Raw genomic sequence first — 12,188 nt, forward strand, 5'->3', positions numbered from 1 at the left:
AGCGAATAGAACAGACAGACAACAAACGGACAGGCACAATGGCTACCGAAATCCGCGTTCCCACTCTCGGCGAATCCGTCACCGAGGCAACCATCGGCAAATGGTTCAAGAAGGTGGGCGATGCCATTGCCGCCGACGAGCCGCTGGTCGAGCTCGAAACCGACAAGGTGACGGTCGAGGTTCCCTCGCCGGGCGCTGGAACCTTGGGCGAGATCGCGGCCAAGGAAGGCGAGACGGTCGGGGTCGGCGCGCTTCTGGGCTCCATTTCGGCCGGCGGCGCCGCCGCACCAGTGACCAAGCCGCAAGCCGTGGCGCAGGCATCGAGCCCCGACGCCGCGCAGACCACCAAACAGGCCGCCGCCGAGACCGCCAAGGTCGCCGGCGACGCCGGTCCGGTCGAGCCGCGCACCATGCCGCCGGCGCCGGCAGCGGCGAAACTGATCGCCGAGAACAATCTGTCGGTCGACCAGCTTTCCGGCTCCGGCAAGCGCGGCCAGGTGCTGAAGGGCGACGTGCTCGACGCCATCTCCAAGGGTGCGCCGTCGCAGCCGGCCGAGACGCCGAAGGCGGCCCCGGCCCCGGCAGCGCCGGTTGCTGCCCGTGCGCCGTCCTCAGGCAACGACGCGGCGCGCGAGGAGCGCGTGCGCATGACCAAGCTGCGCCAGACCATCGCGCGCCGGCTCAAGGAAGCGCAGTCGACCGCCGCCATGCTCACCACCTTCAACGAGGTGGACATGTCAGCGGTGATGGCGCTCAGGACCAAGTACAAGGACGTGTTCGAGAAGAAGCACGGCGTGAAGCTCGGCTTCATGGGTTTCTTCACCAAGGCCGTCACGCACGCGCTGAAGGAAATCCCCTCGGTCAACGCCGAGATCGATGCCACCGATATCATCTTCAAGAACTACGCCCATATCGGCGTCGCCGTCGGCACCGAGAAGGGTCTGGTCGTTCCGGTGGTGCGCGATGCCGACCAGATGTCTATCGCCGAGATCGAGAAGGAGATCGGCCGGCTCGGCATCGCCGCGCGCGACGGCAAGCTGTCGGTCGCCGACATGCAGGGCGGCACGTTCACGATTTCCAATGGCGGCGTCTACGGGTCGCTGATGTCCACGCCGATCCTCAACGCGCCGCAGTCGGGTATTCTGGGCATGCACAAGATCCAGGACCGGCCCGTGGTGGTCGGCGGCCAGATCGTGATCCGGCCGATGATGTATCTGGCGCTGAGCTACGATCACCGCATCGTCGACGGCAAGGAAGCGGTGACCTTCCTGGTGCGCGTCAAGGAAAGTCTGGAGGATCCGGAACGGCTGGTGCTTGATCTGTGAGGCGGTCGGATGGCGGCTCGCGGTCGGAGTAGCCAATAATGGCCCTGTTCCCTGGGCCTGCCAGACCGATAGCGCTGGCGGCCGGTATGGCATTCGCCGCTGTCCACGCTAATGCCGCATGCCCGGCCGAACTCGCCGTCTACGGCGATGCCCAGAGCGGCAGTGAGATCAATTTTACGCCGACCGGCACGTCGGCGACCGTCACCAACACGTTCCGCTTGATCCTCGACAACGATGTGGTGCTGAACGGCATCGTCCAATGGAACGAAGGTGTTTCGCGGCCGAACGGGGCGCTGATGTACAAATGCCCGGGAGGCGACGTTACCGGCACCGAGCTTGCCGCCTGCACCTTGTGGAACGGCGTCATCTATACGTCGGATGAAAAGGGCAGCATCGGCCTGTTGCCGGCCGAAGGCGTCGAAGCACCGAAGACGCTGATCCTGCCCGATCTCGGTCCGGTGTTGCATCAATCCACCGCCTATGGCGGCGCCGGGTTTTCGAAAGTGCCGTCGGACGTGTTTGCCTTGAAGGGATGCCAGGAATGAGCGGGACGCAAAAGGTGCTGCTGGTCACCGGTGGCAGCCGCGGCATCGGCGCCGCGATCTGCCGGCTCGGGTCGAAGGCTGGCTATCGCGTAGCGGTCAACTACACCTCCAACCAGACCGCCGCCGAGGCACTGGTCGGCGAAATCAAGGCCGCAGGCGGCGAGGCCTTTGCGGTCAGGGGCGATGTCGGCGTCGAATCCGATATCGTTGCCATGTTTGAAGCCGTCGACCGCGGCTATGGCCGGCTCGATGCTTTCGTCAACAATGCCGGCATCGTCGACGTCAAGGCGCGGGTCGATGAGATGGATGTTTCACGGCTGGAGCGCATGATGCGCATCAACGTCGTGGGGTCGCTCCTCTGCGCCCGCGAAGCGGTGAAGCGGATGTCGAGCCGTCACGGTGGGTCGGGTGGATCCATCGTCAACATCTCGTCGGCTGCGGCAGTTCTGGGCTCGCCGGGCGAATATGTCGACTACGCCGCGTCCAAGGGCGCGATCGACACCTTCACCATGGGGCTCGCCCGCGAGGTGGCGCTGGAAGGCATCCGCGTCAATGCGGTGCGGCCGGGCATCATCGATACCGAAATCCATGCCTCGGGCGGGCAGCCGGACCGGATAGAGCGGTTCCGCGATCTTCTGCCAATGAAAAGAGCCGGCACCGCGGATGAAGTCGCGGGCGCGGTTCTCTACCTGTTGTCCGATGCCGCGTCCTATACGACCGGCGCGATCCTGAATGTCAGCGGCGGCCGCTGAGCGCCCCAAGAAAAAGGGAAACAAACATGGCTTATGACGTCGTAATCATCGGCTCGGGACCGGGCGGCTATGTCTGCGCCATCAAGGCGGCGCAGCTCGGGCTGAAGGTCGCGGTGGTCGAGAAGAACTCGACCTTCGGCGGCACCTGCCTCAACATCGGCTGCATTCCGTCCAAGGCGTTGCTGCATGCCTCTGAGATGTTCGCCGAAGCCGGCCACTCCTTCGACACACTGGGTGTCGAAGTGACACCGAAGCTCAATTTGAAGAAGATGATGGCGCACAAGGACGCCACGGTGACGGCGAACGTCAACGGCGTCGCCTTCCTGTTCAAGAAGAACAAGATCGATAGTTTTCGCGGCATCGGCACGGTGGTCGCGGCGGGCAAGGTGTCGGTGACGAGCGAGGACGGCAAGGTCGAGGAAATCGAGACGAAGAACATCGTCATCGCCACCGGCTCGGATGTCGCCGGCATTCCTGGCGTCACGGTCGACTTCGACGAAAAAGTCATCGTGTCCTCGACCGGCGCGCTGTCGCTGGACAAGGTGCCTGGCCATCTCGTCGTGGTCGGCGGCGGCGTCATCGGGCTCGAGCTCGGCTCGGTCTGGGCGCGGCTCGGCGCCAAGGTCACCGTGGTCGAATTCCTCGACACCATCCTCGGCGGTATGGACGGTGAGGTCTCCAAGCAATTCCAGCGACTGCTCTCCAAGCAGGGCTTCGAATTCAGGCTCGGCGCCAAGGTCACCGGCGTCGCCAAGGCCAAGAAGGGCGCCAGCGTCACTTTCGAGCCTGTGAAAGGCGGCGCGGCCGAGACGATCGAGGCCGACATGGTGCTGATCGCCACCGGCCGCCGCGCTTTCGCCGACAGCCTGGGCCTGAAGGAAGCGGGCGTCGAGGTCGATGAGCGCGGCCGGGTCAAGACGGACGCGCACCTGAGGACCAACGTACCAGGCATCTATGCCATCGGCGATGTCATCGCCGGGCCGATGCTGGCGCACAAGGCCGAGGATGAGGGCGTAGCGGTCGCCGAGACGATTGCCGGCCAGGCCGGCCATGTGAACTACGACGTCATTCCGAGCGTCGTCTACACCAGCCCGGAGATCGCTTCGGTCGGCAAGACCGAGGAGGAATTGAAGAAGGCCGGCATCGACTACAAGGTCGGGAAATTCCCGTTCACCGCCAATGGCCGGGCGCGCGCCATGCTGCACACCGACGGCTTCGTCAAGATCCTGGCCGACAAGGCCACCGACCGCGTGCTCGGCGTTCACATCGTCGGCTTCGGCGCCGGCGAGATGATCCACGAGGCGGCGGTGCTGATGGAATTCGGCGGCTCGTCGGAAGATCTCGCCCGCACCTGTCATGCCCATCCGACCATGTCGGAAGCAGTGAAGGAAGCGGCATTGGCGACGTTCTTCAAGCCGATCCATATTTAGAACGATCCAGGAAAACCGTGAAACGGTTTTCCCGGGCAAGCGCGTAGCGCTTCCCTTGAGGGAATTGCCTCCTTGCCTGCCTCAAACAGAACGGCCCACCGGAAGGCGGGCCGTTCTTCGTTGAAAGCCGTGGCCCGATTACTGGGCCGGTGCGGGAGCTGGGGCCGGCGCAGGAGCCGGTGTCGCCGGTGCAGGGGCCGGCGCGGGTGCTGGGGCAGGGGCAGGGGCAGGAGCCGGTTCGGCGGGCTTCATCGGCTCCGCGGGCGCTGGCGCCGGGGCCGGTGTGCTTGCGGCGGGCGGTTCGGTCGCCGGATGCTCACCACTTCTTCCGAAAACATAATACGCGACAATCGCCAGAATAACGACGACCAATGCAATCAGCCAAGGGCTGCCGCCGCCACCTGATCTGGGCGTGTCGTTTGATGGATTCGCCATAAAAGTGTCCTCCGTGGATGAAAATGATCAATCAACAGCCATCAACGCGCAACCGTTGATGGGGTTTCACGCTAGGGAAGGAAAGCGCCGAAAACGCGGCGCCTGATTCCTCCGCTGCCCACGCGACTCAATCGACAGCGGTGACAGTATAGCCGGCTTTGCGGAAATCCTCGACCAGGCCCTCGGGACCGGGCAGATGCAGCGCGCCGACGGCGATGAAGGCACTGCCTTTGGCGAGGAATGGTCCGGCATGATCGACCATCGCCTTGTTGCGGCTGGTGATCATGGTCTGCTCGAACGCCGCGTAGCCTGTCGCGTCGCCCGTCTCGCCGGGCAGCACGGCGCGAAACAGCGGCCAGAACATGCCGGTCTCGCCGCGCTGGTAGAGCACGATCATGGTTTCGTTGACGTCGTTCATCTTGTCGCCGAGCTTCAGTGTGTCGACCAGTCCCTTCATGTGGAACGCCATCGGCAGCGAAGCCATGGCGCGCAGCTGGTCGGCGACGGTCTCCAGCCCTTCGACGGATTTTCCGGAGGCCTTGGCATCCTCGGCAAGCTTGACGTCGAGCACCGGCGCGCCGCCGGCCTTGCGGGCGAGCTCGCAGGCTGGAAGCGCCACCATGGCCGACAGCATCCACGGCTTCATCTTGGCGACGGTTGCCGGCGGGATGCCGCGTTCGTCGAGCGCCTTGTCGACCGCCGCGGCGTCGTCGGGCGACAGCAGCGACGACAGCGTGGTGCTGTCGGTGAACATCATCAGCTCCGGCTGCTTGAGCAGGGCCGCCATCATCTTCTGCTGGTCGAGCACTTCGGTGGTCTCGATGACGATGGTGCCGGCGCCGTCATAGGCCTTCTGCGCGGCCGGCGGCAGCGCGGTGACGCGCGGGTCGGTCATATGCATGGTGCCGAACAGGAAGGACGGCTGTTCGCCCGTCTTCTCCAGCTTCCACAGCAGGCCCTTGCCGTTCGGCGTTGCGGCGGCTTCCGCCTCGATCTTGCGGTAGGTGGACGGGTCACTTTTCTGCAACGCCGACAGCATGTCGGCGCCGGTGCAGGACGGGATTTCGGCATGCGCCTTGCCCGCCGCAAACAACAGCACGGCGAGCAGAGACAGGAAGAACAGCACATGGAACGCCAGGAGCAGCTTCAGCGAGAAGAGCGCAGCGCGGTCGGCGATGACGATGACCCGTTTCATGGTCCTTTCCTAAGCTGGAAAAACGGCAAAACGGTTAACCCGGAGAACGAAATTGTCTTCGGTTCAATCAGTTTTGACTATCGCTCGAATTACTGAACGGCTTGCGGTTGGTTGAGCCGCCCACCCCTCATCATCCCGTGGCGAAGTCCGGAAGCCTCGCGCAACCCCAATACTTCACGCCCTCGGGTGAGCCGATTCATAGATCTCCAACAGCCTCGACGTATCGACGCCGGTGTAGATCTGCGTGGTCGACAGGCTGGCATGGCCGAGCAGTTCCTGGATGGTGCGCAGGTCGCCGCCGCGGCCGAGCAGATGCGTGGCGAAGGAATGGCGCAAGGCGTGCGGCGTTGCGGTGTCCGGCAGGTTGAGCGCCGAGCGCAGCTTGGCCATCTCGCGCTGGACGATGGCCGGGTTGAGCGGGCCGCCGCGCGCGCCGCGAAACAACCGGCCCTTGGGGTCGAGATGGTAGGGGCACAGCCGGCGGTATTCGGCAACCGCCCTGAGCGCCACCGGCAGCACCGGCACCAGCCGCGTCTTGCCGCCCTTGCCGGTGACGCGCAGCACCGTGTCGGCCTCCGACGCCAGTTCGGCGCCGGCAAGGCCGAGCGCCTCGGAAATGCGCAGGCCCGAGCCGTAGAGCAGCGTCAGCACGGCGGCGTTGCGGGCGGCGATCCAGGGTTCCTCCGCCAATTGACCCTCGACGGAAACGACATGTTTTGCGTCACTGGCCGTCAGCGGTTTCGGCAGTGACTTTGGTTGGCGAGGCGCGCGCAGGGCCGCCGCGCCCGCTGCGTTGGCGAGACCACGCCGTTCCAGAAAGCGCAAGAGTGAGCGAATGCCGGCCAGCCCCCGGCCGAGCGTGCGGGCGCCTGCGCCTTCATTGCGGCGGGCGGCCAGAAAGCCGCGCAGGTCGGCCGGGCGCAGATCGGCGATGTCGGCTATGCCGGGCGGGCCGCCATTATGACCCGTCAGGAAATGCAGGAACTGCCTGGTGTCGCGCTCGTAGGCTTCCACCGTCTCGGGCGACAGCCGACGTTCTCGCGCGAGCATCTTGAGCCAGCTTTCGCGCGCCGCCTGGAGGTCGGGCTTTGCCGGGATAAGGAATTCCTGCATGGCGTCGTTCCGGTTCGCCGTCATTTTCCGGCAGCCGGGTTAGGAAGCGGTGAAGAGGCGTCATTGAAATGACAATCCGGTGGGGCTAGGAGTCGACCGGCGGCAAGTCAAAACCGTGGTGATTGGCCAAACGGGGTATCCGCAAATAGAGAGTTGCAGGGACGAGACCCGTGAGCCTTTCTGAACTGCCGTCGGTTTTGATCACAGTAACGGAAGGGATCCACGGGTCTGCGCAGTCGCTTCGTGCCTGCTCCGCCCATGGATGACGAAGGTAAAAGCGCGCCATGAGCAAGCCCCAGAACCCCGTCCAGATGGCCGTGATCGGCGCCGCCCACGGCATCAAGGGCGAATTGCGCGTCAAAACCTTCACCGGCGATCCGCTGGCGCTCGCCGATTACGGGCCGCTTTATGCGAAGGACGGCCGCGCCTTCCAGATCATCGACATAAGGCCCGCCAACACCGTGGTCGTGGTGCGCTTCAAGGGCGTCAGCGACCGCAACGCGGCCGAGGCGCTGGCCGGCACGGAGCTGTTCGTCGATCGCTCCATGCTGCCCGATGACGGCGAGGAAGACGAATTCTATCATGCCGACCTGATCGGTCTGGAGGTTCGGGACGATACGGGAGCCGTCCTTGGTAAGGTCGTCGCCGTGCACAATTTCGGCGGCGGCGACATCCTCGATGTGACGCTGGCCGGACGCAAGGGCGTGTTGATCCCGTTCACGCAGGCCGCGGTGCCCGAAGTGTCCATCGCCGAGGGTTTTGTGCGCGTCAACCAGGCGGCGGCCGGACTGGTCGAGGACGAGGACGGCGAAGCGCCGCGCGAGGAAGGCTTCGACCCGAAGGGCAGGCCGCGCGGCCCGAGGGACGCCGGGGGCAACCGGTGAGCTTCTCCGCCTCCGTGCTTACGCTCTACCCGGAAATGTTTCCGGGTCTGCTTGGCCTGTCGCTGGCCGGGCGGGCGCTGGAGGCCGGTACATGGTCGCTGCAGGCGATCCAGATCCGCGACTTCGCAACCGACCGCCACCGCACTGTCGACGACACGCCGGCCGGCGGCGGCGCCGGCATGGTCATGCGCGCCGATGTCTTGGCCAGGGCGATCGACCATGCCTCGCCCGAAGGCGATTTGCGGCCACGGCTGCTGATGAGCCCGCGTGGAAAGCCGCTGACGCAGGCGCGCGTGCGCGAACTGGCCGCCGGGCCGGGCGCCGTCATCCTGTGCGGCCGCTTCGAAGGCATCGACCAGCGGGTGATCGACGCGCGAGGATTGGAGGAAGTCTCGGTCGGAGACTTCATTCTGTCCGGTGGCGAGCCGGCGGCGCTTGTGCTGCTCGACGCGGTCGTGCGGCTGCTGCCCGGCGTCATGGGCAATGCCGTGTCGGGTGAAGAAGAGAGCTTTGAAAACGGCCTGCTCGAACACCCGCACTACACGCGGCCGCAGGATTTCGAGGGCCGGCCTATTCCCGAGGTGCTGACCTCGGGCAACCACGGCAAGATCGCGGCGTGGCGGCGGGCACAGTCGGAGAAGCTGACTCGAGAACGGCGGCCGGACTTGCTCGGCTCTCCTCAGCCCTTGGCGAAATAGTAGAAAGCCAGGAACAGCCCGACCGCGACGACGAAGCCACGCACCACGTTCTGCGGCACGCGCTTGGCGATCCACACGCCGGCATAGCCGCCCAACGCGCCGCCGGGGATCATGATGATCGCTTGCGGCCAGGCGACGACGCCACCCGAGACGAAGACGACGATGGCGACCGCTGCGATGACCATGGCCAGCATGTTTTTCAGCGCGTTCAGGCGGTGGTAGTCGCCGGCCTGGGTCAGGCCGAGCGTCGCCAGCATCATCACGCCCATGCCGGCCCCGAAGAAGCCGCCATAGATGGCGGTGACGAACTGCGCCAGCGAGCCGGCCAACGAGCCCACAGAAGCCTCATGCCCCGGCTTGGGTGCGGGCTTCAGCCACGGCCCGGCGGCGAACAGCGCCGTCGCGGCCAGCAGCAGCCACGGCACCAGGACGCGAAATGACGGATTGTCCAGCGCCAGCAGGATGAGTGCGCCGGCCAGTGCGCCGAGCGCCGATATCAGGCAGAGCAGCAGGGCGCCACGCCAGAAATGGCGGATGTCGTCCCGGTAGGCCAGCGTCGAGGTGATGTAGCCGGGAAATTGCGTCACCGAGGAGGTCGCGTTGGCGACGATCGGCGGCAGGCCGACCAAGGTCATGGCACCGAAGGTGATGAAGGTGCCGCCGCCCGCGACCGCATTGGCGGCGCCGGAAAGAAAACCCGCCATGAATAGCAGGACCGCGTCGAAAAAGGACATGAGGATGCCGCCGGAGAACTATGGTTGCCCCGCCTTAGGCAGCTTGAAGGGCCCTTGCAACCCGGTAGTGGACAGATACGATGGTGCACGCGAGCAAAAAAGACGCGGCCAAGACGTGACAAAGCGTCGAAATAGCTGTATGTGCCCGCCGAACCGGGAGAAATCTGCCGGACCCGTCAACAATGGCGGTGTAGTCGCCCCTGCCCGATGTTTTCGAACAAAGGGCATAGCCGAGCGGTCATTGGAACTGCAAGGCGAGCGCCGGGCGCTCTGACTGTCGGAAGAACAAGAAGTGGATTATTGAGATGGATCTCATCCGTCAGCTCGAGGCCGAACAGGCCGCCAAGATCGAAGCCAAGCGCAAGCTTCCCGAATTTCAGCCCGGCGACACCGTGCGCGTCCAGGTCCGCGTAACCGAGGGCACCCGCACCCGCGTCCAGGCCTATGAAGGCGTCGTCATCGCCCGCGCCGGTTCGGGCTTCCAGGAAAATTTCACCGTCCGCAAGATCTCCTACGGCGAAGGCGTCGAGCGCGTCTTCCCGGTGTTTTCGCCAATGGTCGAAGGCGTCGAGATCGTGCGTCGCGGCAAGGTGCGTCGTGCCAAGCTCTATTACCTGCGCGACCGTCGCGGCAAGTCGGCCCGTATTTCGGAGAACACCGGCGTGCGCGCCCGCAAGCTCAACGATGAGGAGCGCGATGCGCTGAACGCCGAGAAGGCGCGCATCGAGGCCGAGAAGGTTGCCGCCGCGCAGGCGCTGGCCGCCGAGACGGCCGCCAAGGAAGCCGCCGAGAAGAAGGCCGCCGACGAAGCCGCCAAGGCTGCGGAAGCCGCTGCCGCCGAATAAGGCTTTCGACAGAGACTTCTGAAAAAGGCGGCTTCGGCCGCCTTTTTTTCGTTTCGGAGCCCGCCCTTTGCCACATGCGGGCTTCCAAAGCGGGATTGACTCCTATAATACGGTATACTAATTAATCGTGTACAAATTAATTTTGGAGACTTGATATGCCCGCACTCTATTCGACCCAGGCTCGTGCCGTCGGCGGCCGCGCCGGCCACGTCCAGACCAATGACGGCCTGCTCAGCGTCGACCTCGCAATGCCGAAGGAGCTTGGCGGCAAGGGTGGCGCCACCAATCCCGAACAGCTTTTCGCCGCCGGCTATGCCGCTTGCTTCGAAAGCGCCATGCGGTTTCTCGCCGGCAAGCAGAAACTGCCGCTGCGCGATGCCTCGGTGACGGCCACTGTCAGCCTCCATCCCAACGGTCAGGGCGGTTTCCTGCTCGGCGTTTCCCTGGCGGCCGAGACGAAAGGTCTTGATCAGGCGGCCGCCGAAGCGCTTGTATCGGCAGCGCACCAGATCTGCCCCTACTCCAACGCAACCAGGGGCAATATCGAGGTGGCGATTTCGGCAAAGGCGACATGACGGCGAAAACCAAAGACACGGCCAACCAGGTCCCGGCGGGTGACGCCGGGACAAGCGCGGTCCCAAGGCTCAGCGACCAGCTCTGCTTCGCGCTCTATTCGGCGAGCGGATTGATGACGAAGCTCTACCGGCCGTTGCTCGATCCGCTTGGCCTGACCTATCCGCAATATCTGGCCATGCTGGCGCTGTGGGAGCGCGCGCCGAGCACGGTGGGCGAGCTCGGCGAGGCGCTGGGCCTCGATTCGGCGACGCTGACGCCGCTGCTCAAGCGGCTCGAGGCCGGCGGCCTGGTTACGCGCCGGCGCGATCCTGCCGACGAGCGCCGCGTGCTGGTCGAGCCGACAGCCAAGGGCCAAGCCTTGCGCGAGCGCGCCAGGGACATCCCCGCCGCCATGCTCTGCAGCATGCCGCTCGACCCAGCCGAGTTGAAGTCGCTGCATGGCACGCTGACCCGCTTCGTCGCCGGGCTGCGCGAGGCCGATGCCGGAGCGCCGCAGCGCGGCTGATCGGCCACGGCAAGGATCGTTCCCCAAAATCCCGGCCGAAAGTATCTATTTGCGTTTTTCGCCGGCCGTGGCGCAGCGGAGCGTCTTGCATGGCGCTTGCGGAGAGCTAAAGTCGGCGCCGGATTTCCTTTGCAAGCCCGGCCCGTGTCCGGGCGCTTTCACTTCCGGGGAGTGTGTCATGACAAAATCGAAACTGCTGCTGGCCGGCCTGCTTGCCGTCATGCTTGCGCCCGTTGCCGCCTTCGCCCAGGCGCTGCCCGATCTCGGCGGCAAGAAAGTGGTGGTGGTGACGGAAAACGCCTATCCGCCGCTACAGTTCATCGACGCCAAGACCGGAAAACAGATCGGCTGGGAATATGACGCGATGAACGAGATCGCCAAGCGGCTGAATTTCACCGTCGAGTATCAGAACACCTCCTGGGACGCGATGATCCAGGCGGTTTCCGACAACCAGTACAACATCGGCATGACCGGCATCACCATCAAGGACGACCGCAAGCAGAAGGTGGATTTCTCTGACCCCTATATGCGCTCGGAACAGTTCATGTTGGTGCGCGGCGACGAGAGCCGCTTCACCGACGCCAAGACCTTCGGCGCCTTCAAGGACGGGCTGATCGGCGCGCAGGCCGGCACGACGCCCTTCTACACCGCTGTCTACAGCGTGCTGGACGGCAATGAGCAGAACCCGCGCATAAAGCTGTTCGAGACGTTCGGTGCCACCGTGCAGGCGCTGAAGACTGGCGACGTCGATGTGGTGCTCACGGACGGCACTGCGGGCAAGGGCTATGTCGACGCTTCCGAGGGCAAGCTGAAGCTGATCGGCGGCCCGCTGGGCACCGAGGATTTCGGCTTCATCTTTCCCAAGGGCTCCGACCTGGTGAAGCCTGTCAACGCCGCGATCGCCGCGCTCAAGACCGACGGCACGTTCGATGCGCTGAACAAGAAATGGTTTCTTGATTACAAGATGGGGCAGTAGTTCGTCTTGATGCGGGCGGTGCGCGTGCGGGAACTCGCGCTGAGTTTGCGCTTGAACGCCCCCCTCTGCCCTGCCGGGCATCTCCCCCTCAAGGGGGGAGATTGGCAGCTTGGCCTTCGTCCCACATGCAGCATCGATGAAGATTGGCGAAGGCCGATGAGACATCTGATCTCCC

General features: G+C 64.8%; 13 protein-coding genes. 10 read left to right on the forward strand and 3 right to left on the reverse strand.

The genetic code is table 11. The features are described 5' to 3' along the window. The first annotated feature begins 38 nt into the window (after positions 1–38). The 4 genes from odhB to lpdA all read left to right on the forward strand — a co-directional run bounded on the left by odhB (position 39) and on the right by lpdA (position 4,052). Entirely contained in the window at positions 39–1,325 is a 1,287-nt protein-coding gene (gene odhB, locus FJ490_RS08355; protein ID WP_140524967.1) for a 2-oxoglutarate dehydrogenase complex dihydrolipoyllysine-residue succinyltransferase, read from the forward strand. An 86-nt stretch (positions 1,326–1,411) separates the two neighbouring features. Then, on the forward strand, positions 1,412–1,870 hold the full coding sequence (locus FJ490_RS08360) for a hypothetical protein (RefSeq protein ID WP_181165200.1): 459 nt from the start codon (positions 1,412–1,414) through the stop codon (positions 1,868–1,870). Continuing rightward, positions 1,867–2,622, forward strand: coding sequence for an SDR family oxidoreductase (locus FJ490_RS08365; protein WP_140729439.1), 756 nt, complete (start codon positions 1,867–1,869; stop codon positions 2,620–2,622). The genes FJ490_RS08360 and FJ490_RS08365 overlap by 4 nt, the downstream gene beginning before the upstream one ends. Positions 2,623–2,648: 26 nt before the next feature. Further along, a complete protein-coding gene (gene lpdA, locus FJ490_RS08370; RefSeq protein ID WP_140628159.1) occupies positions 2,649–4,052 on the forward strand; it encodes a dihydrolipoyl dehydrogenase in 1,404 nt (467 codons plus the stop codon). Positions 4,053–4,614: 562 nt separating this feature from the next. On the opposite strand, the gene FJ490_RS08380 is transcribed toward lpdA, so the two are convergent. Both FJ490_RS08380 and FJ490_RS08385 read right to left on the reverse strand, forming a co-directional pair. Next, positions 4,615–5,682, reverse strand: a complete 1,068-nt coding sequence (locus FJ490_RS08380) for a TraB/GumN family protein (RefSeq protein WP_140559275.1) — start codon at positions 5,680–5,682, stop codon at positions 4,615–4,617. Between the two features lie 174 nt (positions 5,683–5,856). After that, positions 5,857–6,795 carry a tyrosine recombinase XerC gene (locus FJ490_RS08385; RefSeq protein ID WP_140492761.1) on the reverse strand — a complete coding sequence of 313 codons (939 nt, stop codon included), beginning with the start codon at positions 6,793–6,795 and terminating at the stop codon, positions 5,857–5,859. 284 nt (positions 6,796–7,079) lie between these two features. On the opposite strand from FJ490_RS08385, the gene rimM reads away from it, so the two are divergent. Both rimM and trmD read left to right on the forward strand, forming a co-directional pair. Further along, the gene (gene rimM / locus FJ490_RS08390) at positions 7,080–7,679 is read left to right on the forward strand and encodes a ribosome maturation factor RimM (protein ID WP_140518088.1); all 600 of its coding nucleotides are present in this window, start codon (positions 7,080–7,082) and stop codon (positions 7,677–7,679) included. Continuing rightward, on the forward strand, positions 7,676–8,377 hold the full coding sequence (trmD, locus tag FJ490_RS08395) for a tRNA (guanosine(37)-N1)-methyltransferase TrmD (protein ID WP_140492755.1): 702 nt from the start codon (positions 7,676–7,678) through the stop codon (positions 8,375–8,377). Before rimM ends, trmD begins: the two co-directional genes overlap by 4 nt. Here trmD and FJ490_RS08400 read toward each other — a convergent pair. After that, positions 8,359–9,111, reverse strand: coding sequence for a sulfite exporter TauE/SafE family protein (locus FJ490_RS08400; RefSeq protein WP_140518089.1), 753 nt, complete (start codon positions 9,109–9,111; stop codon positions 8,359–8,361). The genes trmD and FJ490_RS08400 overlap by 19 nt on opposite strands. Positions 9,112–9,416: 305 nt before the next feature. Here FJ490_RS08400 and rplS point away from each other — a divergent pair, with 305 nt between their 5' ends. The 4 genes from rplS to FJ490_RS08420 all read left to right on the forward strand — a co-directional run bounded on the left by rplS (position 9,417) and on the right by FJ490_RS08420 (position 12,013). After that, on the forward strand, positions 9,417–9,956 hold the full coding sequence (gene rplS, locus FJ490_RS08405) for a 50S ribosomal protein L19 (protein ID WP_140492749.1): 540 nt from the start codon (positions 9,417–9,419) through the stop codon (positions 9,954–9,956). Positions 9,957–10,111: 155 nt separating this feature from the next. Further along, entirely contained in the window at positions 10,112–10,531 is a 420-nt protein-coding gene (locus FJ490_RS08410; protein ID WP_140518091.1) for an organic hydroperoxide resistance protein, read from the forward strand. Beyond that, the gene (locus FJ490_RS08415) at positions 10,528–11,037 is read left to right on the forward strand and encodes a MarR family transcriptional regulator (protein ID WP_140518092.1); all 510 of its coding nucleotides are present in this window, start codon (positions 10,528–10,530) and stop codon (positions 11,035–11,037) included. The genes FJ490_RS08410 and FJ490_RS08415 overlap by 4 nt, the downstream gene beginning before the upstream one ends. 178 nt (positions 11,038–11,215) lie before the next feature. Next, entirely contained in the window at positions 11,216–12,013 is a 798-nt protein-coding gene (locus FJ490_RS08420; protein ID WP_140524675.1) for a transporter substrate-binding domain-containing protein, read from the forward strand. Positions 12,014–12,188: the final 175 nt, after the last annotated feature.

Origin of the sequence: Mesorhizobium sp. B2-5-11, assembly GCF_006440835.1 — a bacterium.
Lineage (GTDB): Bacteria > Pseudomonadota > Alphaproteobacteria > Rhizobiales > Rhizobiaceae > Mesorhizobium.

Bases quoted from the DNA above. Each gene is read 5' to 3' on its own strand.
- odhB (WP_140524967.1), top strand. From the start codon at position 39: ATGGCTACCGAAATCCGCGTTCCCACTCTCGGCGAATCCGTCACCGAG.
- FJ490_RS08360 (WP_181165200.1), top strand. From the start codon at position 1,412: ATGGCATTCGCCGCTGTCCACGCTAATGCCGCATGCCCGGCCGAACTC.
- FJ490_RS08365 (WP_140729439.1), top strand. From the start codon at position 1,867: ATGAGCGGGACGCAAAAGGTGCTGCTGGTCACCGGTGGCAGCCGCGGC.
- lpdA (WP_140628159.1), top strand. From the start codon at position 2,649: ATGGCTTATGACGTCGTAATCATCGGCTCGGGACCGGGCGGCTATGTC.
- FJ490_RS08380 (WP_140559275.1), bottom strand. From the start codon at position 5,682: ATGAAACGGGTCATCGTCATCGCCGACCGCGCTGCGCTCTTCTCGCTG.
- FJ490_RS08385 (WP_140492761.1), bottom strand. From the start codon at position 6,795: ATGCAGGAATTCCTTATCCCGGCAAAGCCCGACCTCCAGGCGGCGCGC.
- rimM (WP_140518088.1), top strand. From the start codon at position 7,080: ATGAGCAAGCCCCAGAACCCCGTCCAGATGGCCGTGATCGGCGCCGCC.
- FJ490_RS08400 (WP_140518089.1), bottom strand. From the start codon at position 9,111: ATGTCCTTTTTCGACGCGGTCCTGCTATTCATGGCGGGTTTTCTTTCC.
- rplS (WP_140492749.1), top strand. From the start codon at position 9,417: ATGGATCTCATCCGTCAGCTCGAGGCCGAACAGGCCGCCAAGATCGAA.
- FJ490_RS08410 (WP_140518091.1), top strand. From the start codon at position 10,112: ATGCCCGCACTCTATTCGACCCAGGCTCGTGCCGTCGGCGGCCGCGCC.
- FJ490_RS08415 (WP_140518092.1), top strand. From the start codon at position 10,528: ATGACGGCGAAAACCAAAGACACGGCCAACCAGGTCCCGGCGGGTGAC.
- FJ490_RS08420 (WP_140524675.1), top strand. From the start codon at position 11,216: ATGACAAAATCGAAACTGCTGCTGGCCGGCCTGCTTGCCGTCATGCTT.